A 24,521-nucleotide genomic window follows, 5' to 3' on the forward strand; every position below is an offset into this window, starting at 1 on the left:
ACGGAACCAACCCCCGTCCCCCTTGTCCCCGCTTCCCATGTCACCCCCCACCCCCCAAATCCCTTAATTTCCTACCCCTACCGGAAGCCTCTCCAGGCCCCCGGCTGCGCCCGCTTTTTAACGTTGGGCGCACAGCGCATCCGATTCAAACGGCAGCTGAAAACGGACTTTCTCCTCCACCGTGACTTACCAGGCAGGTTACCCCCATGCAGTTCAGCGAATTATTGGCAGCGATTTCCACCCATGCGATCCGTCTGCAACTGGAAGAGGGCGATCTGATCATCCTCGGTGACGATGAGGCGTTGGATGACCGGCTGTGGGATCAGTTGATCGCTCACAAGCCCCGACTGCTGGCGCTGGTGGCTGAGCATGGCGGTGATTGGCTGAGCCCGGCTTACCGCATCACGCCTGAGATGTTGCCGTTGGTGAGCCTTGAGCAGACGGCCATCGACCGTATTGTCGCGGCCATCCCCGGTGGTGTGGCGAATGTGCAGGATATCTACCCGTTGGCACCGTTGCAGGAGGGCATGCTGTATCACCACCTCTCGGCCGGGCAAGGCGATCCTTACGTGCTGCATGCGCAGTTTGTGTTCGACAGCCGCGCGCGCCTGCACGCTTTTGCCGAGGCGCTGCAATGGGTGATCGACCGTCACGATATTTTGCGCACGTCCATGGTCTGGGAGCGCTTGGACGAGCCGCTGCAAGTGGTGTGGCGCAAGGCGACGCTGGCGTGTGAGGACGCGCATTTCAGCGGTGGCGATGCCCTGGCTCAACTGATCGCCCGCTACGACGCCCGGACTTACCGGATGGACTTGGGTCAGGCGCCGCTGCTGCGCCTGGTGTTTGCCGACGACCCAGGCAATCAGCGGGTAGCGGCGATGTTGCTGTTCCACCACACCATTCTCGACCACACCGCGCTGGATGTGGTGCGCCACGAGATCCAGTTGTACCTGGCCGGCCAGCAAGCCCAGGCCGCTGAGCCGGTGGCGTTTCGCAGCTATATCGCCCAGGTGCGCCATGGCGTCAGCGAGCAGGCCCATGAAGGGTTTTTCCGCGAGATGCTGGGGGACATTGATGAGCCGACCCTGCCGTTTGGCTTGCAGGATGTGCAGGGCGATGGCCAGGGGATCGACGAGGCGCGCATGCCTGTCGACGCTGATCTGAGCCGCCGCCTGCGCAGCCTCGCGCGGCCCTTGGGCGTCAGCGTGGCAAGCATGATGCACGTGGCGCTGGCCCGGGTATTGGGCGTGGTCTCGGGCCGTGAAGCCGTGGTGTTCGGTACCGTGATGCTCGGCCGCATGGGGGCGGGCGAGGGCGGTGAGCGGGCGTTGGGGATGTTTATCAATACCCTGCCGTTGCGGGTGGATGTGGGCGAGCAGAGCGTGCGCGCCGGGGTCAAGGCCACCCATGAGCGGCTCACCACATTGCTCAATCACGAGCATGCATCCCTCGCGCTGGCCCAGCGTTGCAGCGGGGTCGCCGCGCCGACGCCGCTGTTCAGTGCGATGCTCAACTATCGCCACAGTGCCGCGACGGATATGGCCGAGGTGATCGAGGTGGCCGAGGGCATCCAGGTGCTGGGTGCCGAGGAGCGCACTAACTATCCGCTGACGGTGAATGTGGATGACCTGGGCGAAGGCTTCGCGCTGACAGTGATGGTGGACGCCTCCATTGGCGCAACCCGTGTGGCGAGCTACCTGCACACAGCGCTCCACAGCCTGGCCGACGCCCTTGAGCAGCGACCGGAGATGCCGCTGAGCGGCCTGAACATCCTGCCTGAGACCGAGCGTCATCACCTGCTGCACCATCTCAATCACACCCCCCGCGCTTACGCCGACACCGCCCTGATCCACCAGCACGTCGAAGCCCACGCCGCGGCCCATCCCGACGCCATCGCGCTGCGTTTCGAGCAGCAACGCCTCAGCTATCGTCAACTCAACGAACGCGCTAACCAGGTTGCCCATCGCCTGCTGGCCCAGGGCGTGCGCCCCGATGACCGCGTGGCGATCTGCGTGGAGCGCGGCCCGGAAATGATCATCGGGCTGCTGGGCATCCTCAAGGCCGGCGCGGGGTATGTGCCGATCGACCCGGCGTATCCGCTGGAACGCATCGCCTACACCCTGCACGACAGCCAACCGCTGGCGGTGCTGGTGCAGGCCAACACCCGTCACTTGGTGGGCGAACTGGCGCAGATCGACCTCAATGGCCTGCGCGGTGAATCCCTGATCAACCCGCACGTTGCGGTCAGCCCGCAGCACCTGGCCTATGTGATCTACACCTCCGGCTCCACCGGCCAGCCCAAGGGCGTGATGATCGAACACCGCCAGGTGGCGCGACTGTTCAGCGCCACTGAGCAGTGGTTCGGCTTCGACCACACCGATGTGTGGGCACTGTTTCATTCCTTTGCGTTCGACTTCTCCGTGTGGGAAATCTGGGGCGCGTTGATGCACGGCGGCCAGTTGCTGATCGTGCCGCAATTGGTCAGCCGCTCGCCGGACGAGTGCTACACGCTGTTGTGCGAAGCGGGCGTGAGCATCCTCAACCAAACGCCAAGCGCCTTCCGCCAGTTGATTGCGGCCCAGGGCAACAGCCCCCAGGCCCACTCGCTGCGCCAGGTGATTTTCGGCGGCGAAGCCCTGGAGCCGGGCATGCTCAAGCCGTGGTACGCCCGGGCGATCAATGCCGGCACCCAACTGGTGAACATGTACGGCATCACCGAAACCACGGTGCACGTGACTTATCGAGCGCTGCACGCGGCGGATGCGCAGTTGGTGGGCGTGAGTCCGATTGGCGTGCGCATTCCCGACCTGCAACTGTATGTGCTGGACGCACAGCGCGAGCCGCTGCCATTGGGCGTGGTCGGCGAGTTGTACGTCGGTGGTGCCGGTGTGGCGCGGGGGTATCTGAACCGCGCCGAATTAACCGCCGAGCGCTTCCTGACGAACCCAACCACCGGCCAGCGCCTCTACAAAACCGGCGACCTCGGCCGCCTGTTGGCCGATGGCAGCGTGGAATACCTGGGACGTAACGACGACCAGGTAAAAATCCGTGGTTTCCGTATCGAGTTGGGCGAAATCCAGGCGCGCCTCGCCACCGCTCAAGGTGTGCGCGACGCCGTAGTCATCGCCCGTGAAGACACGCCCGGAGATCAGCGCCTGGTGGCCTATGTGATCGCCGAAGGCGACATCAACGTCGCGATGCTGCGTGATCATTTGCGGCTGAGCCTGGCTGACCATATGGTGCCCAGCGCCTTCGTGTTGCTGGACACCTTCCCGCTGACCCCCAACGGCAAGCTCGACCGCAAGGCCTTGCCCGCGCCGGATGCCGACGCGTTGGCCCGACGTGATTACGAGGCGCCACGCGGCCCCGTTGAAGTAGCCATCGCGACCCTCTGGCAAGACCTGCTCAAACTTGAACGCATTGGGCGCGACGACAACTTCTTCGAACTGGGCGGTCATTCCCTGCTGGCGGTCAAGCTGATTGAGCGTATGCGCCAGGTCGACCTCAGCGCCGATGTGCGCGTGTTGTTCGGCCAACCCACTCTGGCCGCACTCGCCGCGGCGGTGGGCGGGCAACGGGAAGTGCGGGTGCCGGTCAACCAGATCCACGCAGACAGCCCCGTCATCACCCCGGACATGCTGCCGCTGATCGAACTCGAACAGGCCTCCATCGACCACATCCTGCAACAGGTGCCCGGCGGCATCGGCAATGTGCAGGACATCTACGGCCTCGCGCCGTTGCAGGCCGGCATCCTGTATCACCACCTGGCAACCACCGACGGAGATCCCTACGTGTTGCAGGTGCAGTTGGGTTTCAACGATCAAGCGGCGTTGGACGCGTTTATCCAGGCGCTGCACAGCGTGATCGAACGCAATGACATCCTGCGCACCGCGATCCTCTGGGAAGGCCTGGACGAACCGGTGCAAGTGGTCTGCCGCCAGGCGCCGTTGGCCGTTGAGCGGGTCGAAACCCCAGGCGTGGATGCCCTGGCCCACCTGCAACAGCGTTTCGACCCACGCCACTACCGCCTCGATCTGTCCCGCGCCTCGTTGATGCGCCTGGCCTACGCCGAAGCGCCGGGCGGCTTCGTCGGCATCCTGCTGCTGCACCATATCCTGCTCGACCACACCGCCCTGCACGTGCTGGTGCAGGAGATGAGCGCCAGCCTGTCCGGGCGCAGCGCGCAACTGCCTGACGCGGTGCAGTACCGCACCTACGTGGCCCAGGCGCGGCTGGGGGTGAGCCAGGCCCAGCATGAAGCGTTCTTCAGCGAGATGCTGGGTGATATCGACGAGCCGACCCTGGCCTTCGGCTTGCAGGATGTGCACGGCGACGGCAGCGGCATTGTCGAGGCGCACCTGCCGCTGGAACCGGCCCTGAGCCTGGGCCTGCGCGAACAGGCGCGGCAATTGGGCGTGAGCACCGCGAGCCTGGTGCACCTGGCCTGGGCGCATGTGCTGGGGCAAGTCTCCGGTCAGCAGGACGTGGTGTTCGGCACCGTGCTGTTGGGCCGTATGCAGGGCGGCGAGGGTGCCGACCGCGCCCTGGGGATGTTTATCAACACCTTGCCGCTGCGGGTCAGCGTCGGCGCAGTCGGCGTACAAGCCGCCGTGCGCGCCACCCACGCGCGCCTGGCGCAGTTGCTCGGGCATGAGCACGCGTCGCTGTCCCTGGCCCAGCGTTGCAGCGGGGTGCCGGGTTCATTGCCGTTGTTCAGCACGCTGCTCAACTACCGCCACAGCGCGCCGGATGAAGCGCCGGGAGACAGCCCGTTTGCGGCGTCCGGCATCCAGATTTTGAGCTCCGAGGAGCGCAGCAACTACCCGCTGGTGCTCAACGTCGATGACCTGGGCACAGGCTTCGCGCTGACCGTGCAAGGCGTAGCCACGCTGGACGTGCAGCGAGTCGGCGACTACATGCTTACCGCCTTGCGCCATCTGGTGACCGCGTTGCAACAGGCGCCGACCACGCCAGTGCAAGGCGTATCGATTGTGCCGCCTGCCGAGCGCAACCAACTGCTGGTGGAATTCAACGCCACTGCCCGCGATTACCCATCGCAACTGACCGTGCACCAACTGTTCGAAGCCCAGGCCCTGGCGCGTCCCGAAGCCGTGGCGGCGGTGCAAGGCCAGTTATCCTTGAGCTATCGCGATCTCAATCGCCGCGCCAACCGTCTGGCCCATCACCTGATCAACCAGGGCGTGCAACCGGGGGAAAGCGTGGCGATTGCGTTGCCGCGCTCCCTCGATCTGCTGATCTGCCAACTGGCGATCCTCAAGTGTGGCGCCGTGTACGTGCCCCTGGACGTGAATGCGCCGCTGGAACGCCAGGCGTTTATCGTGCAGGACAGTGGCGCGAAGCGGGTGCTCAACTCCCTGGCCGAGCTGAATCTGGACGCGCTGTCCCCGCGCAACCTCGACTTGGTACTTTCCTCCCACAGCGTGGCGTACATCCTCTACACCTCCGGTTCCACGGGTGCGCCCAAGGGCGTGCAGGTACCACACCGCGCGATCTCGCGCCTGGTGCTCAATAACGGCTACGCCGAGTTCAACCCTCAGGACCGCGTGGCCTTCGCTTCCAACCCGGCGTTCGACGCCAGCACCCTCGACGTATGGGCGCCGCTGCTCAATGGCGGCTGCGTGGTGGTGGTCGAACAGGCAGTGCTGTTGTCCCAGGCCGCGTTTGCTGCGCTGTTGCAGGAGCAATCCGTCAGCGTGTTGTGGATGACCGCCGGGTTGTTCCACCAGTACGCCGATGCGCTGTTGCCAGTGTTCCCGCAGTTGCGTTATCTGATCGTCGGCGGCGATGTGCTCGACCCGCACGTGATCGGCCGCGTGCTCAAGCACGGCAAGCCCCGGCACTTGCTCAATGGCTATGGGCCGACGGAGGCCACTACGTTCTCCACCACCCATGAAATCACCCACCTGGGCGAGGGCAGTATTCCGATTGGCCGGCCGATGGCGAATGCCCAGGCCTATGTGCTGGACGTGCGCCAGCAACTGTTGCCATTGGGCGCGGTCGGCGAGCTGTATATCGGTGGCGCGGGCGTGGCCAAGGGGTACTTGAACCAGCCGCAGCTGACCGCCGAAAAATTTATCCCGAACCCGTTTGGCGAGGGCGTGCTGTACCGCACTGGCGATTTGGCGTGCTGGCAGGCCGACGGCACGTTGCTGTACCAGGGACGCAACGACCTGCAAGTGAAGATTCGCGGGTTCCGCATCGAGCCGGGTGAAATCGAAGCCTGCCTGGGAGCCTTCGCTGGCGTGAACGACGCAGTGGTGCTGGTGCGCGAAGACGAACCCGGCGACAAGCGTCTGGTGGCGTACTACACCGCCGCCGCGCCGCTGCCAATCGAAGCGCTGCGCGCCCACCTGCAAGGCCAGTTGCCGGATTACATGGTGCCGTCGGCCTATGTCTGGCTGGCGCTGATGCCGCTTACCGCCAACGGCAAGCTGGACCGCAAAGGCCTGCCGGTGCCGGATGCAGCCGCGCTGCTCAGCCGTGGTTATGAAGCGCCGGAAGGCGAGGTGGAAAGCCTGCTGGCGCAGATCTGGCAGGACCTGCTCAAGCTCGACCGTGTGGGCCGGCATGACCATTTCTTTGAGCTGGGCGGGCACTCGCTGCTGGCGGTCAGCCTGATCGAACGCATGCGTCAGGCGGGCCTGAGCGCGGATGTGCGGGTGCTGTTCAACCAGCCGAGCCTGGCGGCGCTGGCGGCGGCGGTGGGCAGTGGTCGGGAGGTTGTGGTGCCGGCCAATGGCATTCCCTCGGGCTGCACCCGCATCACGCCAGCGATGCTGACCCTGGTGCAACTCGACCAAAGCGCCATCGACCGCATCATCGCCAATGTCCCCGGCGGCGCGGCAAACGTGCAGGACATCTACCCGCTGGCGCCCTTGCAGGAAGGCATCCTGTACCACCACATCAGCGCCGAGCAGGGCGACCCGTATCTGCTGCAATCACGCATGGCCTTCGACAGCCTTGAGCGGTTGCACGGTTTTATGGGCGCGTTGCAACGGGTCGCCGCCCGTCACGACATCTTGCGTACCGGCGTGGTCTGGGAAGGCCTGGACAGCCCGGTGCAGGTGGTCTGGCGTGAGGCGCAGTTGGTGGTGCAGGAGGTGAACCTTGATCCCGCCGAGGGCGACATCCTCGAACAGCTGCACGCCCGTTTCGATGCGCGGCATTACCGCCTGGATATCACCCAGGCGCCGCTGTTGCGCATGGTTTACGCCCAGGATCCAGTGAACGGGCATGTGGCAGCTATCCTGCTGTTCCACCACTTGGCGCTGGACCACACCGCCATGGACGTGGTCGGCCAGGAGATGGGCGCGTTCCTGTTCAACCACGGCCAGGACTTGCCGGCGGCCGCGCCATTTCGCAACTACGTGGCCCAAGCGCGCCTGGGTGTGAGCGTCGACGAGCATGAGCGGTTTTTCCGCGAAATGCTTGCCGACATCAATGAGCCCACCTTGCCCTTCGGCGTGCAGGACGTGCAGGGCGACGGCCGTGATATCGAAGAGGCCGAACAGGCCCTGACCATGGCGCTGGCCCAACGCGTACGTGAACAGGCGCGGCGCCTGGGCGTGAGCGCGGCAAGCCTGATGCACTTGGCTTGGGCCCAGGTGCTGGGGCTGGTCTGTGGGCGTGACGACGTGGTGTTCGGCACCGTATTGATGGGCCGTATGCAGGCCGGCGACGGTGCGGATCGGGCCTTGGGGATGTTCATCAACACCTTGCCGCTGCGGGTGGACACCGCAGTCAGCGCGGTCGCCGCCGTCAAGGCCACCCATGCACGGTTGAGCGCGTTGCTCGGCCATGAACACGCGTCCCTAGCCCTGGCTCAGCGTTGCAGCGGGGTGGCGGCCTCCACGCCACTGTTCAGCGCGTTGCTCAACTACCGTCACAGCCATCCCGGCGCCATGGCCCGCGACGGCCAAGGTATTTGGGAAGGCGTGCAGTTGCTGGGCGGTGAAGAGCGCAGCAACTACCCGCTGACCCTGAGCGTCGACGATCTGGGCGAAGGCTTCGGCCTGACCGTGCTGGCCTTGCCCCGCATCGGCGCCCAGCGCCTGTGCGAGTACATGGCCAATGCCGTTGAACACTTGGTCGATAGCCTGGAAAACACCGCGCAAACCCCGCTCAATCAGTTGCCTATTCTCCCCGCCAGCGAACGCGAAACCCTGCTGCGCGAGTTCAACGCCACGGCTGAGGATTTCCCGAGCGGCCACACCGTGCAGGGTGCCTTTGAAATTCAGGCCGACCGTCAACCTCATGCCATAGCCGTGGTGCAGGACGGCGAGTCGCTGACGTATCAGCAGCTCAACCACCGTGCCAACCAGTTGGCCCATCACCTGATCGCACAGGGTGTGCAGCCGGACGACCGCGTCGCCCTGTGCTGCCGTCGTGGGCCGCAGATGCTGGTGGGGTTGCTGGGGATTCTCAAGGCCGGCGCCGGTTATGTGCCGATTGACCCGGCGTATCCCGCCGAGCGCATTGCTTACTTATTGCAGGACAGCGCACCGGTAGCGGTGCTGGCCGAAGCGAGCACCCGCGACTTGCTGGGCGCGGTCACCAGCATCGACGTGCACGCAACCTGGCACCACCCCGTCAGCAATCCGCAACTCGCCGCCCTGACACCGGCCCACCTGGCCTATGTGATCTACACCTCGGGCTCCACCGGCCAGCCCAAGGGCGTGATGGTGGAACACCGCACCGTGGAAAACCTGGTGCATTGGCACTGTGAAGCCTTTGGCCTGCACGCCGTCAGCCACACCAGCAGCGTGGCCGGCTTTGGCTTTGATGCGATGGCCTGGGAGGTATGGCCAGCGCTGTGCGTGGGCGCCACCCTGCACCTGCCACCGGAGGATGTGGGCAACGAAAACATCGACGAACTGCTCGCCTGGTGGCTGGCGCAGCCCTTGGACGTGAGCTTCCTGCCCACGCCGGTGGCCGAATACGCGTTCAGCCAGGACTTGCAGCACCCCACCTTGCGCATCCTGCTGATCGGCGGCGACCGCCTGCGCCAGTTCAGCCAGGAGCGACGCTTTGCGGTGATCAACAACTACGGCCCCACCGAAGCCACCGTGGTCGCCACCTCGGGCCGCGTGCGTGCCGGGCAGGCGCTGCATATCGGCCGACCTATCGCCAATGCCAGCGTCTACGTGCTGGACGCGCAGTTGCGTCCGGTGCCGGTGGGGGTGGCCGGAGAACTCTATGTGGGCGGCAGCGGCGTGGCGCGGGGTTACCTCAATCGCCCGGACTTGAGCGCTGAACGCTTTCTGCAAGACCCGTTCAATGACGGGCGCATGTACCGCACCGGCGACCTGGTGCGCTGGTTGCCCGATGGCAATATCGAGTACCTGGGACGCAACGATGACCAGGTAAAAATCCGTGGCGTGCGCGTTGAACTGGGCGAAATCGAAAGCCGCCTGGCGGCACTGCAAGGCGTCGGCGACGCGGTGGTGCTGGTGCGCGAAGGCCGCTTGATCGCCTGGTTCACCGAGCAACAGCCGCTGCTGATTGAAAGCCTGCGCGAGCAACTGCAGGCGCAGTTACCGGAGGCTTTGGTGCCGGTGGCTTACGTCAAACTCGACGCGCTGCCCCTGACCGCTAACGGAAAACTCGACCGCGGTGCCTTGCCGGCACCGGATCAGGCCGCGTTGCTGACCCGTGACTACGAAGCGCCTCAGGGTGAAGTGGAAACCACCCTGGCCGCGATCTGGGCTGAGGTGTTGCAGGTTGAGCAGGTGGGTCGCCATGACCATTTCTTTGAGCTGGGCGGCCATTCGTTGCTGGCGGTCAGCCTGATCGAACGCATGCGCCAGGTCGGCCTCAGCGCCGATGTGCGCGTGCTGTTCAGCCAGCCGACCCTGGCCGCGCTGGCGGCAGCGGTGGGCAGTGGGCGCGAAGTGCAGGTGCCCGCCAACCGCATCCCGGTCGACTGCCAGCGCCTGACCCCGGACCTGTTGTCGCTGGTGGAACTCGACCAATCCACCCTTGATCAAGTGGTTGCCCAGGTGCCCGGTGGCGCTGCCAATGTGCAGGACATCTACCCGTTGGCGCCGTTGCAGGAAGGCATTCTCTACCACTACCTCACCGCCGAGCAGGGCGACCCGTATCTGCTGCAATCGCACCTGGCGTTCGACAGTATCGAGCGCCTGCACGCCTTCGCCCAGGCGCTGCAACAGGTGATCGACCGCCACGACATCCTGCGTACCGGCGTGGTGTGGGAAGGGCTGGTGCAACCGCTGCAAGTGGTGTGGCGCAAGGCCCGGTTGCCTCTTGAACAGCTGCAGCTTGAAGGCGATGTACTGGCCGGCCTGCATCAACGTTTTGATGCACGCCGCTACCGCCTGGACATCAGCCAAGCGCCGTTGATTCGCCTGGCCTACGCCGACGATCCGGCCAACCAGCGTGTGGTTGTGGTGCTGCTCTATCACCATATCGCCCTCGACCACACCGCCTTTGACGTGGTGCTGCGGGAAATGCAGGGTTATCTGTTGGGCCATCCGGTGCCGACCGCTGCACCGATGCCGTACCGCAACTACGTGGCCCAGGCGCGCTTGGGGGTGAGTGAGCAGGAGCACGAAACGTTCTTCCGCACCCTGCTCGGCGATGTCGACGAGCCAACCCTGCCATTCGGCCTGCAAAACGTGCGCGGCGACGGTAACGCCATCGAAGAGTACCGCCTGCACCTGGACAGCGACCTCAACCGCCGCCTGCGTGCCCGGGCCCGTTTGCTGGGTGTGAGCACCGCAAGCCTGTTCCACCTGGCCTGGGGCCAAGTGCTGGCGGCCACGTCCGGGCGCCAGAGTGTGGTGTTCGGCACTGTGTTGGTGGGGCGTCTGCAAGGCGGTGAAGGGGCCGACCGTGCGCTGGGCGTGTTCATCAATACGTTGCCGCTGCGCCTGGATATCGACGGTCAGGGCGCGCGCTCCGCCGTACGCGCCACGCATGCGCGGCTCACCGCTTTGCTCGGTCATGAGCACGCTTCCCTGGCCCTGGCCCAGCGTTGCAGCGGCGTGGCTGCACCTGCGCCGTTGTTCAGCTCAATGCTCAACTATCGCCATCGCGGCGGCGCCACCCGTTCCCAGGAGGCGCAACACGCCTGGGAAGGTATGCAGACCCTGGTCAACGACGGGCGCACCAACTACCCGCTGACCTTGAACGTGGATGACCTGGGTGATGGCTACGACGTGACTGCGTTGGCCCAGGTCGATGCGCAACGTGTCTGCGGGTACCTGCAAGTGGCCCTGTCCGGGCTGGTCGAGGCCCTGGAGCAGGCACCGAACCAGGCGCTCAATCGCCTGCCGATTCTGAGTTCCGAGGAGCGACACACACTGCTGGTGACGTTCAACGCCACGGAGGTGAACTACAACCTCGACCAGACCCTGCACGGGATGTTCGAAGCCCAAGTTCAGCGCACGCCGCACGCCATCGCGGTGAAGGCGGGCGAGCAGCAGCTTACCTACCAACAACTCAACGAGCGTGCCAATCGCCTGGCCCATCATCTGCGCGCGCTGGGTGTACAGCCGGATGCCCGGGTGGGGATTTGCCTGGAGCGCGGCCTGGACATGGTCGTCGGCCTGTTCGCCATCCTCAAGGCCGGTGGCGGTTATGTGCCGCTGGACCCGGCGTACCCGCTGGAGCGTATCGCCTACATGCTGCACGACAGCGCGCCGGTCGTGGTGCTGGCCCAGAACGCCACCGTAGGCTTGCTGGGCGACGTGCCGCTGCTCAATCTGGACCTGGACACCTGGCAGCATCAGCCGCTGAGCAACCCCGAGGTACCGGGCCTGACCGCCCGGCATCAGGCCTACGTGATCTACACCTCAGGCTCCACTGGCCAGCCCAAAGGCGTGATCAACGAACACGCCGGGGTGGTCAACCGGCTGCTGTGGATGCAGGACGCTTATGGCCTCAAGGCCGATGACGCGGTGTTGCAGAAAACCCCGTTCAGTTTCGACGTGTCGGTATGGGAATTCTTCTGGCCGCTGTTCACCGGCGCACGCTTGGTGATGGCGCGCCCCGGCGGGCATAAAGACCCGGCGTACCTGTGCGAAGTGATCCAGGCGGAGCACATCACCACGCTGCACTTTGTGCCGTCGATGCTTGATGTGTTCCTGGCCCATGGCGATGTGAGCCAGGCGGCTGGGCTGGTGCGGGTGATGTGCAGCGGCGAAGCGCTGCCGGGCAGCCTGGTGCGGCGTTTCAAGGCGCAGTTGCCGGGGATCGGCCTGTACAACCTGTACGGCCCGACTGAAGCGGCGGTGGACGTGACCGCCTGGAACTGCGCACGCCCCGACGTGCTGGACAACACCCCCATCGGCAAGCCCATCGCCAATACGCGCATGTACGTGCTGGATGCGCAGTTGCAGCCGGTGCCGCTGGGTGTGGTCGGCGAGCTGTTTATCGGCGGTGTGCAAGTGGCGCGGGGTTACCTGAACCGCCCTGAGCTGACTGCCGAGCGCTTCCTCGACGACCCGTTCCACGCGGGTCGGATGTACCGCACCGGCGACCTTGGCCGCTACTTGCCCGACGGCACTATCGAATACCTGGGCCGCAATGACGACCAGGTCAAGATCCGTGGCCTGCGTATCGAACTGGGGGAAATCCAGGCGCGTCTGCTTGAGCACTCCCTGGTCAGCGAAGCGGCGGTGGTCGCCCGTGAGGATCGCCTCGTCGCCTACTACACCGGTACGCCAACCGAGATCGAGGCACTGCGCGCTCACCTGCTGCAACACCTGCCGGACTTTATGGTGCCCGCGCTGTTCGTGCACCTCGACGCGCTGCCCTTGAGCCCCAACGGCAAACTCGACCGCAAGGCTTTGCCAGCGCCCGGCCTGCACGCCTTGAACGTGCGTGAGTACGAAGCGCCGGAAGGCGACACCGAAATCCTGCTGGCGCAGCTGTGGGCCGAGTTGCTCAACGTGGAGCGGGTCGGGCGCCAGGATAATTTCTTTGAACTGGGCGGGCACTCGCTGCTTGCCGTGAGCTTGATCGGGCGCTTGCGCCAGGAAGGCATGGAAGCTGACGTCCGGGCGCTGTTCGAACAGCCGACCCTGGCCGGCTACGCCGCAATGACCGAACGAATGGAGATCGTCCTGTGAGCCTCTTAGAGCTGCTGGCAACCCTGAAAACCAAGGACATCCAACTGGCGCTCAAGGGCGAGCAGTTGTCGGTGCAAGGCAACAAGCAAGCGTTGAGTGACCCGGCGATCCTTGCCGCCTTGCGCGAGCACAAACCGGCGCTGATCGAGCTGATTAAGGCCGGCGAGTATTCCGCCACCAAGGCCGGTGAAGTCGACGTGCCGGCCAATGGCATCCCGGCCGGCGCCCAGCACATCACACCGGACATGCTGACGTTGTCCAGCCTCAGCCAGGACGAGATCGACCGCATCGTCGCCACCGTCGACGGCGGCGTGGCGAATATCCAGGACATCTACCCGCTGGCACCGTTGCAGGAAGGCATCCTGTTCCACCATGTCAGCGCCGAGCAGGGCGACCCGTACGTCATGCAATCTCAGTTCGCGTTCGACAGCCTGGCGCGCTTCGAGGCGTTCGCCCAGGCGCTGCAAGCGGTGATGGATCGCCATGACATCCTGCGCACCGGCGTGGTCTGGGATGGCCTGCAACAGCCGTCGCAAGTGGTGTGGCGCACGGCGCGCCTGCCGGTGCAGGCCTTGCAACTCGACCCGGCGGATGGCGAGATCGCCGCCCAACTGCACGCCCTGTTCGATGCGCGCCACTATCGCCTCGACGTGACCCAGGCGCCGTTGCTGCGCTTGGTGCGTGCCGATGACCCGGCCAATGGGCGTATCGTCGCCACCTTGCTGTTCCACCACATGGCCCTGGACCATAGCGCCCTGGAAGTGGTGTGCCATGAAATGCAGGCGTGCCTGCTGGGGCAGGGCGCGGCGTTGGGCCAGGCGGTGCCGTTTCGCAACTATGTAGCCCAGGCACGGCTGGGCATCAGCGAGCAGGAACACGAAGGCTTCTTCCGCCAGATGCTTGGCGATATCAGCGAGCCGACCTTGCCGTTTGGCTTGCAGGATGTGCAGGGCGATGCGCGGGGCATCAGCGAGCTCAGCCTGCCCTTGGCGGCGCTATTGAGCCAGCGCTTGCGCACCCAGGCGCGGCAGTTGGGGGTAAGCGCGGCAAGCCTGTTTCACCTGGGCTGGGCGCAGGTGTTGGGAGCATTGGCCGGCAAGCAACAGGTGGTGTTCGGCACGGTGTTGATGGGCCGTATGCAAGGCAGTCATGACACGGACCGCGCCTTGGGCATCTTCATCAACACCTTGCCGTTTCGCGTGGACGTGGACGGCCAGGACGTGCGCGCCGGGGTCAAGGCCACCCATGGTCGGCTCACCACACTGCTGCGCCACGAGCATGCGGCACTGGCCCTGGCCCAGCGCTGCAGTGGGGTGATCGCGCCGACGCCGTTGTTCAGCGCGCTGCTCAACTATCGCCACAGCGCGCCCGCCGCCAGCGCCGAAGCCGTCTCGGCGTGGCAAGGCATCGCCGCCCTCAGTGCTGAAGAACGCACCAACTATCCACTGACCCTGAGCGTCGATGACCTGGGCGAAGGCTTTGGCCTGAGCCTGCTGGCCAGCACCCAGGTGGACCCGCAGCGGGTCTGCGCCTACCTGCAAACTGCCCTGGAAAACCTGGTGACGGCCCTGGAGCAGGCGCCGGACACCGCGCTCAATCAAGTGCCGGTGGTGCCCGCCGTCGAGCAGCGGTTGCTGTTGGAACAGTTCAACGCCACCCAGGCCGAGTTCCCCCAGGGCACCACCTTGCATGGGCGTATCGAAGCCCAGGCCGTTCTCACGCCACATGCCATCGCGGCGGTGCAGCTTGAACGCTCGCTGACCTACGCTGAGCTCAACGGGCAAGCCAACCTGCTGGCCCATCACTTGCTGGCGCTGGGCGTCAAACCCGATGACCGCGTGGCCATCGTCGCCCGTCGTGGACTGGACACCTTGGCCGGGTTGCTGGCGATCCTTAAAGCCGGCGCCTGCTACGTACCGGTGGACCCGTCCCACCCGGCCGAGCGCCTCGCCTACCTGCTTAGCGACAGCGCCCCGGTAGCGGTGCTGACTCAGCACGCGTTGCTCGAACGCCTGCCCGAGCTGGACGTGCCGGTGATCAACCTGGACCGCTACACCTGGCACCACCACGCGGCGAGCAACCCCAGCGTCGCCGTGACCCCGGCGAACCTCGCCTATGTGATCTACACCTCCGGCTCCACCGGCCTGCCCAAAGGCGTGATGGTGGAACACCACACCGTCACCAACCTGGTAGATTGGCATTGCCGCGCTTTCGACCTCTGCGCCGGGCGCCACACCGCCAGCGTCGCCGGGTTCGGCTTTGATGCCATGGCCTGGGAAGTGTGGCCGGCGCTGTGTGTCGGCGCGACCCTGCACTTGCCACCGGCCCACGACGGCCCCGAAGACATCGACGCGTTGCTGGCCTGGTGGTGCGCGCAGCCGCTGGATGTGTGCTTCCTGCCGACGCCGGTGGCCGAGTACGCCTTCAGCCAGCACATCGAGCACCCGACGCTGCGCACCTTGCTGGTCGGCGGCGATCGCCTGCGGCAGTTCGGGTGGGCGCAGCGGTTTGAGCTGATCAACAACTACGGCCCTACCGAAGCCACGGTGGTCGCCACCTCCGGCAAGGTCGAGGCCGGGCAGGCGTTGCATATCGGCAAACCCATCGCCAATGCCACGGTGTACGTGCTGGACGAGCAACAACGCCCGGTGCCGCTGGGCGTGGCGGGCGAGTTGTATGTGGGCGGCAAGGGCGTGGCGCGTGGCTACCTGAACCGTCCGCAACTGACCGCCGAACGCTTCCTGGACGACCCGTTCAGCGTCGGACGCATGTACCGCACCGGTGACCTGGTGCGCTGGTTGCCCGACGGCAACCTCGATTACCTGGGCCGCAATGACGATCAGGTGAAAATCCGTGGTGTGCGCATCGAACTGGGAGAAATCGAAACCCAACTCAACCAACTGCCGAGCTTGCAGGAAGTGGTGGTGCTGGTGCGTGACGAGCGGCTGGTGGCGTACTACACCGAAAACCCGCAACTTGACTCATTGGCGGTGGGCGATATCCGCGCCCATCTGGTGGCGCACCTGCCGGACTACATGGTCCCGGTCGCCTTCATGAAACTTGACGCGCTGCCCTTGACCGCCAACGGCAAGCTCGACCGCAAGGCCCTGCCAGCGCCGGATAGGGCCGCGGTGTTTACCCGCCAATACGCGACGCCCGAGGGCGAGATCGAAAGCAGCCTGGCGCAGATCTGGGCCGATGTCTTGCAGGTAGAACGCGTCGGCCGTTACGACCACTTCTTTGAACTGGGCGGGCACTCGCTGCTCGCCATGCGCATGGTGTCCCAGGTGCGCCAACGACTGGGCGTGGAGCTGTTGCTCAGCGACCTGTTTTCCAATGCCGAACTGGCCGCCGTTGCCGACGTGCTGGCCCAGGCCGGTCGCAGCACCTTGCCGGCGATCCTGCCGGCCAACCGCGATGAGCCGGTGCCGCTGTCGTTCGCCCAGCAGCGCTTGTGGTTCCTGGCGTTGATGGAAGGCGCCAACACGGCCTACAACATTCCCATCGGCTTGCGCTTGCGCGGGCAACTGCATGTGCAGGCCTTGCAACGGGCGCTGGCGCGGATCGTTGCGCGGCACGAAACCCTGCGCAGCCGCTTCGCCCAGCACGGTGACGACGCCCAGGTGCTGATCGTCGCGGCCGACGACGTGCTGCCGCTGCAAGTGCAGGACTTGCGCCGCCACCCGCAACCGCAACAGGCGCTGGATGCGTTGATCCACGGCGAAGCGTCGGCGCCGTTCGACCTCGAACGCGGCCCGCTGCTGCGCGGGCGCCTGGTGGTGATGGCCGACGAGCACCATGTGCTGTTGCTGACCCTGCACCATATCGTCTCCGATGGCTGGTCCATGGGCGTGCTCACCCGCGAACTGATGGCGCTGTACCAGGCCTTCAGCCATGGGCAGCCCGACCCGTTGCCGCCACTGCCGATCCAATACGGCGACTTTGCCGTGTGGCAACGCTTGTGGCTCAGCGGCGAAGTACTTCATCGCCAGAGCCGCTATTGGCAACAGGCCCTGGCTGGTGCGCCAGCGTTGCTCAGCCTGCCCACCGACCGCCCGCGCCCGGCGCAGCAGGACTACGCCGGCAGCAGCGTGGAGATCCGTCTGGACGAGCGCCTCACCGCCGGGCTCAAGGCCTTGAGCCAACGCCATGGCAGCACGCTGTACATGACGGTAATGACCGCCTGGGCGTCCTTGCTCGCGCGGCTCTCGGGGCAGGCAGATGTGGTGATCGGCTCGCCGGTGGCCAACCGTACGCGCACTGAAGTCGAAGGCCTCATCGGCCTGTTCGTCAACACCCTGGCGGTGCGCATCGACACCTCGGGCGCGCCCACTACCGAAGCGCTGCTGGCGCGGGTCAAGGCGCTGACCTTGGCGGCCCAGGCCCATCAGGACCTGCCCTTCGAACAAGTGGTGGAAATCACCCGGCCGGTACGCAGCCTGGCCCACAGCCCACTGTTCCAAACCCTGTTGGCCTGGCAGGACAGCAGCGCGCCGATCCTGGCCCTGGGCGACCTGGCCCTGGAAGGCATCGTGGAGAACAGCCACTTTGCCAAGTTCGACCTGTCGCTGAACCTCGGCGAAGTGCAGGGCACGATTATCGGCGCGCTGGAATACGCCGTGGCGCTGTTCGATGAAGCGACGATGCAGCGTTACGTCGGCTACTTCACCCGCGTGTTGCAGGCCATGGTCGATAACGATCAGGCGGTGTTGGAGCATGCGCCGCTGCTGGACGAGGGCGAGCGCCGGCACGTGCTGTTCGATTTCAACGCCACCCAGGTGGATTACAACCTCGACCAGACCTTGCACGGCATGTTTGAAGCCCAGGTGGCCCGCACGCCCCATGCGATTGCGCTCAAGGCTGGCGAACAGCAACTGACGTACGCCGAGCTCAACGCGCGGGCCAACCAACTCGCCCATCACTTGCTGGCGCTGGGTGTCCAGCCGGATTCGCGGGTGGCGATCTGCGTGGAGCGCGGCCTGGAGATGGTCATCGGCCTGTACGCGATCCTCAAGGCCGGCGCCGCTTATGTGCCGCTGGACCCGGCTTACCCGCTGGAGCGCATCGCCTACATGCTCAGCGACAGCGCACCCGCTGTTGTACTGATCCAGGGTGCTACTCGTGCGCTGGTGGGCGCGGTGCCGGTGGTCGATCTGGACCAACCGAGCTGGCACGCGCAATCCGTGGATAACCCCGCGGTGCAGGGCCTGAGCGCCTATGTGATCTACACCTCCGGCTCCACTGGCCAGCCCAAGGGCGTGATCAACGACCATGGCGGCGTGGTCAATCGCCTGCTGTGGATGCAGGACGAGTATGGGCTCACCGCCCAGGACCGGGTCTTGCAGAAAACCCCGTTCAGCTTTGATGTGTCGGTCTGGGAATTCTTCTGGCCGCTGTTCACCGGCGCCTGCCTGGTGATGGCCCGTCCTGGCGGGCATAAAGACCCGGCGTACCTGTGCGAGGTGATAGAGGCCGAACACATCACCACGTTGCACTTTGTGCCGTCGATGCTCGACGTGTTCCTGGCCCATGGCGACGTCAGCCAGGCGGCCGGGCTGGTGCGGGTGATGTGCAGCGGCGAAGCCTTGCCGGGCAGCCTGGTGCGCCGGTTCAAGGCGCAGTTGCCGGGGATCGGCTTGTACAACCTGTATGGCCCGACCGAAGCGGCCGTCGACGTGACGGCATGGAGCTGCGCGGGCCCGGTGACGCCGGACAACACGCCCATCGGTAAGCCCATTGCCAACACCCGCATGTACCTGCTGGACGCGCAGTTGCAGCCGGTGCCGCTGGGCGTGGTCGGCGAGCTGTTTATCGGCGGCGTGCAAGTGGCGCGGGGGTACCTGAACCGTGCGGAACTGACCGCCGAACGCTTTCTTCAAGATCCATTTGTCAGCGGTCGTATGTACCGCACCGGCGACGTCGGCCGCTACTTGCCCGATGGGAATATTGAGTACCTGGGCCGCAACGACGACCAGGTGAAAATCCGTGGCCTGCGTATCGAACTGGGCGAGATCCAGGCGCGCCTGACCGAGTGCCCAGCAGTCAACGAGGCCGCCGTGATCGCCCGCGAAGACCGTCTGGTGGCGTACTACACCGGTGCCTTCACCGACATCGACGTGCTGCGCAGTCAGTTGTTGCATCACCTGCCTGAATTCATGGTGCCGGCGATCTTCGTTCATCTCGACGCATTGCCCCTGAGTCCCAACGGCAAACTCGACCGCAAGGCGCTGCCCGCGCCGGGCCTGGATTCGGTGGTGGTGCGCGAATACGAAGCGCCCCAGGGCGACACGGAAATCGCCCTGGCCAGCCTGTGGGCCGAGTTGCTCAAGGTGGAACGTGTGGGCCGTCACGATAACTTCTTCGAACTGGGCGGGCATTCGTTGCTGGCGGTGAGCCTGATGGGGCGCATGCGCGGCCTTGGCTTGTCGGCGGACGTAAAAGTGCTGTTTGGTCAGCCAACCTTGTCGGCACTGGCGGCGGCGTTGGGCACTGGTCGTGAAGTGGCGGTGCCGGTCAATGGCATCGTTGACGGTTGCACCTCGATCACGCCGGGCATGTTGCCGCTGATCGCGCTGGAGCAAGTCGCCATCGACCGCCTCGTCGCCTGCATCCCCGGCGGTGCGGCGAATGTGCAGGATATCTACCCCCTGACGCCGTTGCAGGCCGGCATGCTCTATCACCACCGCGCCGTGCAGGAAGGCGATGCCTATGTGTTGCAGGCGCAGTTTGCCTTTGACAGCCGTCAACGTCTGGACGCCTTTGCCCTGGCGTTGCAGGCGGTGATCGAGCGCCACGACATCCTGCGTTCGTCGTTCCACTGGGACGGCCTGGAAGAACCGGTGCAGGTGGTCTGGCGCAAGGCGTCGCTGCGGGTTGAAACCGCGCCGCTGCCGCAACGCCTCGACCTGTCCCAAGCGCCGTTGATGCGCCTGGTGTGCAGCGAAGAAACCCCGCGTGTGGTCGCCACCTTGCTGTTCCATCACTTGGTCATGGACCACATCGCCCTGGAGATCCTGCAACACGAGATGCAGGCGTTTCTGTTGGGCACTCAACACCGCCTGGGAACGGCTGTGCCGTATCGCAACTACGTGGCGCAGATGCGCTTGGGCGCAGACGATCACGAAGGGTTTTTCCGCGAAATGCTCGGCCAGATCGACGAGCCCACGGAAGTGGCCAAGCTGGGCATCGATGAGCAGGCCCGTCTGACGATTGCTCCCGAATTAAGCCAGCGCCTGCGCACTCAGGCGCGCCAGTCCGGCGTCAGCGCCGCCAGCCTGATGCACTTGGGCTGGGCCCAGGTGCTGGGCAAGGTGTCCGGCCGTGAGCAGGTGGTGTTCGGCACCGTGATGCTTGGCCGCTTGTACGGCGGTGAAGGCGCCGAACGGGCCATGGGCGTGTTCATCAATACGTTGCCGTTGCGGGTCGACCTGGGTGAGCACTCGGTACGCCACGCCGCGCGCGCCACCCATGGGCGGCTGAGCCAACTGCTCAGCCATGAACACGCGCCGCTGGCATTGGCCCAGCGTTGCAGCGGCGTGCCGGTGACCACGCCGCTGTTCAGTGTGCTATTCAACTATCGGCACAGCGCGCCGCAGGCCGGTGCAGTCGCCGAGGCATGGCAAGGTATTGAGCTGCTCAAGGCCGAGGAACACAGCAACTACGGCCTGTCGATGAGCGTGGATGACCTGGGCGATGGCTTCACCTTGAACGCTTCGGGGCAGGGCGCCCGGCGCCTGTGTGAGTACCTGAATGTGGCCCTTGAGCAACTGGTGCAGGCGCTGGAACAGGGCAGCGATGTCGCCATCAGCCGCTTGCCGATCCTGCCCGCCGCCGAACAGCACCAACTGCGGCTAGCGTTCAATGCCAGCACCCGCGACTTCCCCCGTGAACACACCGTGCAGCGTCTGTTCGAAGCCCAGGCCCAGGCGCGTCCGGACGCATTGGCCGTGGTGCATGGCGAGCAGCGCCTGAGCTACGGCGAGCTCAATACCCGCGCCAATTGCCTGGCCCATTACCTGTTAGGACTGGGCGTAAAACCTGGCGACAACGTGGCGATCCTGCTGCCGCGTTCTGTCGCGCTGCTGGTCGGCCAACTGGCCGTGTTGAAGTGCGCGGCCGCCTATGTGCCGCTGGACATCAACGCGCCCGCCGAACGTCAGGCGTTCATGGTGCAGGACAGCGGTGCGCGCTGGTTGTTGACCTACAGCGACTCGGTGATCGAATACGCGGCGCAACGCCTGGACGTGGACACCCTGGCCCTCGATCCACAACCTAGCCATAACCCGGATTTGTCGCAGTCTTCGGACAGCGAGGCCTACATCATGTACACCTCCGGCTCCACCGGCGTTCCCAAGGGTGTGCTGGTGCCCCATCGGGGCATCACGCGGTTGGTACTCAACAACGGCTATGCCGATTTCAATGCCAGCGACCGCGTGGTCTTCGCCTCCAACCCGGCGTTCGACGCCAGCACCATGGATGTATGGGGGCCACTGCTTAATGGCGGGCAAGTGCAGGTGATCGATCACGCCACCTTGCTCGACCCTGTGGCATTCGGCATAGCGTTAAAGGGCGCGACGGTGTTGTTCGTCACCACGGCGCTGTTCAACCAGTACGTGCAACTGATTCCCGACGCGTTGGCGGGTTTGCGCATCCTGCTGTGCGGCGGCGAGCGTGCCGATCCAGCGGCGTTCCGCAGCCTGTTGGCCCAGGCGCCGACGTTGCGCCTGGTGCATTGCTACGGCCCAACGGAAACCACCACCTACGCCACCACCTATGAAGTGCGCGCACTTGCCGACGACGCCGACAGCGTGCCGGTGGGGCGACCGATCTCCAACACCCAGATTTATGTGCTGGATGCGCACTTGCAGCCAGTGCCCCAGGGCGTGACCGGTGAAATCTGCATCGGTGGTGACGGCGTGGCCAAGGGGTACTTGAACCGTCCTGAACTGACCGCTGAAAAGTTTGTGCAGGATCCGTTCAACCCAGGCGCCTTGATGTACCGCACTGGCGACCTCGGCCGCTGGACGGCGCAGGGCCTGCTCGAATGCATCGGGCGCAATGACGATCAGGTGAAAATCCGTGGTTTCCGTATTGAGCTGGGAGAGATCGAAGCGCGCTTGATGACCTGCGTGGGTATTCAGGACGCGGTCGTGTTGGCCCGTGAAGACGCGCCGGGGGATAAGCGCTTGGTGGCGTATTTCACCTGGGCTGCCGAACCGGTCGGCATCGACAACGTACGTGCCCATCTTCAAGGGCAATTGCCGGACTACATGCTGCCATCGGCCTATGTGCCGCTGGACCGCTTGCCGTTGACTGCCAATGGCAAGGTCGACCGCAAAGCCTTGCCGGTGCCGGCTGTGGACGCGCTGGTCAGTCGTGATTTCGAAGCACCGACCGACGCCCTGGAACAGACCTTGGCGCAATTATGGGGCGAGGTGCTGAAGCTGGAGCAGGTGGGCCGGAATGACAGCTTCTTTGAACTGGGCGGGCATTCGCTGTTGGCGATTCGCCTGGTCAACCTGATGGACGAAGCGGGACTGGCAGTGAGCCTGGCCGAGTTGTTCCAGCACGCCAGCGTGGCGTCGGTGGCGACCATGCTGCGCCAGCGCACCGCTGAGCCGGTGCGCGACAGCTCGGTGATTACGGTGCGCAGCAGCGGCTCGCAAGCGCCGTTGTTCCTGGTGCATGAGTTCAGCGGCATGGACGTGTATTTCCCGGCGCTGGGCCAGCATTTACCGGGTGATTACCCGATCTATGGCCTACCGGGTGTGGCGCTCGGCGAGGCGCACCTCAACACCCTGGAAGGCTTGGCGGCGCGCATGGTGGGCCTGATTCGCGGCTTGCAGCCCCATGGGCCGTATCGCATCGCCGGCTGGTCATTTGGCGGTGTGCTGGCCTATGAAGTGGCGATGCAGCTACTGGGGCTGGATGAACCCGTGGCGTTCCTTGGCTTGATCGACAGCTACGTGCCGCGCCTGACCGACCAGGGCAAGGCGCGTTGGAGCGGGCCAGACGCGCTTAAGCGGCATTTGCTGTTGCAGTGCCGCGCCTATTGGAACGCACAGGGAGGTGTGGATGAGCTGGCAAGGATTGAACAGTTGGACGCGCAGATTGGACAGTTGGACTTTGCAGGTGTGCTGCAACGCTGTCGCGATCAAGGTTTGCTATACGCGCAAATGGCGGCGGCTGAGGATGCGGACCTCTTGAGCTTTATCGAGCGCGAAGTCGGGCATGGGCATGCGCTGGCGCACTACAGCTTGTTTCCGCTGCCGGTGCCTGTGCACCTGTTCAGCGCTATAGAGCGGCCGACCGAGTTGTCGCGGAGCAGTGTGTCGCTGGGTTGGGATGACGCCCTGGCGCCTGGGCAGTTGCGTCAGGTTGAAGTGCCGGGTGATCACCAGAGCATGATGCAGGCGCCGCATATCCGAGCGTTGGGTGCGGCGATGACAGAGGCATTGGCAGGGTGTTCACCGGTGAGGGAAACGGCGCATCAACCGTTGCTGCGGATCCAGAGCGGACGGGCCGGGTATGCGCCGGTGTTCTGCGTGCCGGGGGCAGGGGACAGCGTCACCGGGTTTGTGGGCCTGAGCGAAGCGCTTGGACGGGACTGGCCGTTGTTTGGCTTGCAGCCGCGTGGGTTGGATGGCGAGGCGGTGCCCCACAGCCAGGTGGAAGCGGCAGCGCGCTGTTATCTGCACGCGCTGGAACATGAGTGCCCGCATGGGCCGGTGCATCTGGTCGGGCATTCGTTTGGCGGCTGGGTGGCACTGGAGATGGCGCTGCGGTTGCAGGCGGCTGGACGGGAAGTGGCGTCGTTGACGGTGATCGACAGCGAAGCGCCGGGTAGTGCAGGTCGGGCTTATACGACGACGGCGGCGTTGTTGAGGTTGATCGAGGCGATGCAGCTGGCGGCGGGGAAACCCTTGGGAATTGACCGTGAAACCTTCGCGGTTGGCGATGAAGTGGCGCAGCGCCAGAGCCTGCATGGGGGAATGGTTGGGGTGGGGTTGTTGCCGGCCCGTGCCAGTGTTGATGCGATGGCGGGACCGGCCCGGACTTATGCGGCGGCGTTGCGTACGGAGTATCGGCCGACTCAGCGATATCGCGGGGTGGTGCGGTTGGTGTTGGCGCAGGATCCGGCGTTGGATGCGGTGGGCAATCAGCGGGAGCAGGGGGGGATGATTGAGGGGTGGCGTAAGCAGGGCAGCTCTTTGGAGGTTTGGTATGGGGTGGGGAATCACTTCACATTGCTCAAAGCACCGAATGTTCACGGGCTGTCGCGGTGGTGGTTGGACACGGCGGTGATTGGGGAGGTGGTTTCGTGAAGAGGGTATACCGCTTTAAATGTGGGAGGGGGCTTGCCCTCTATAGCGATCTTTCGGTGCACATATCCATTCCCGCGGTAACGGC

At 65.1% G+C, this 24,521-nt stretch carries 2 protein-coding genes; both read left to right on the forward strand.

What is annotated here, in order from left to right; translation table 11 throughout:
* Positions 1 to 206 precede the first annotated feature (206 nt).
* Positions 207 to 13,112 carry an amino acid adenylation domain-containing protein gene (locus ACEN2T_RS22455; protein WP_442117569.1) on the forward strand — a complete coding sequence of 4,302 codons (12,906 nt, stop codon included), beginning with the start codon at positions 207 to 209 and terminating at the stop codon, positions 13,110 to 13,112.
* The gene (locus ACEN2T_RS22460) at positions 13,109 to 24,436 is read left to right on the forward strand and encodes an amino acid adenylation domain-containing protein (RefSeq protein WP_442117570.1); all 11,328 of its coding nucleotides are present in this window, start codon (positions 13,109 to 13,111) and stop codon (positions 24,434 to 24,436) included. The genes ACEN2T_RS22455 and ACEN2T_RS22460 overlap by 4 nt, the downstream gene beginning before the upstream one ends.
* The last annotated feature ends 85 nt before the right edge of the window (positions 24,437 to 24,521 follow it).

The sequence above is a fragment of the Pseudomonas sp. W22_MBD1_FP4 genome (genome assembly GCF_052113765.1).
GTDB lineage: Bacteria > Pseudomonadota > Gammaproteobacteria > Pseudomonadales > Pseudomonadaceae > Aquipseudomonas > Aquipseudomonas sivasensis.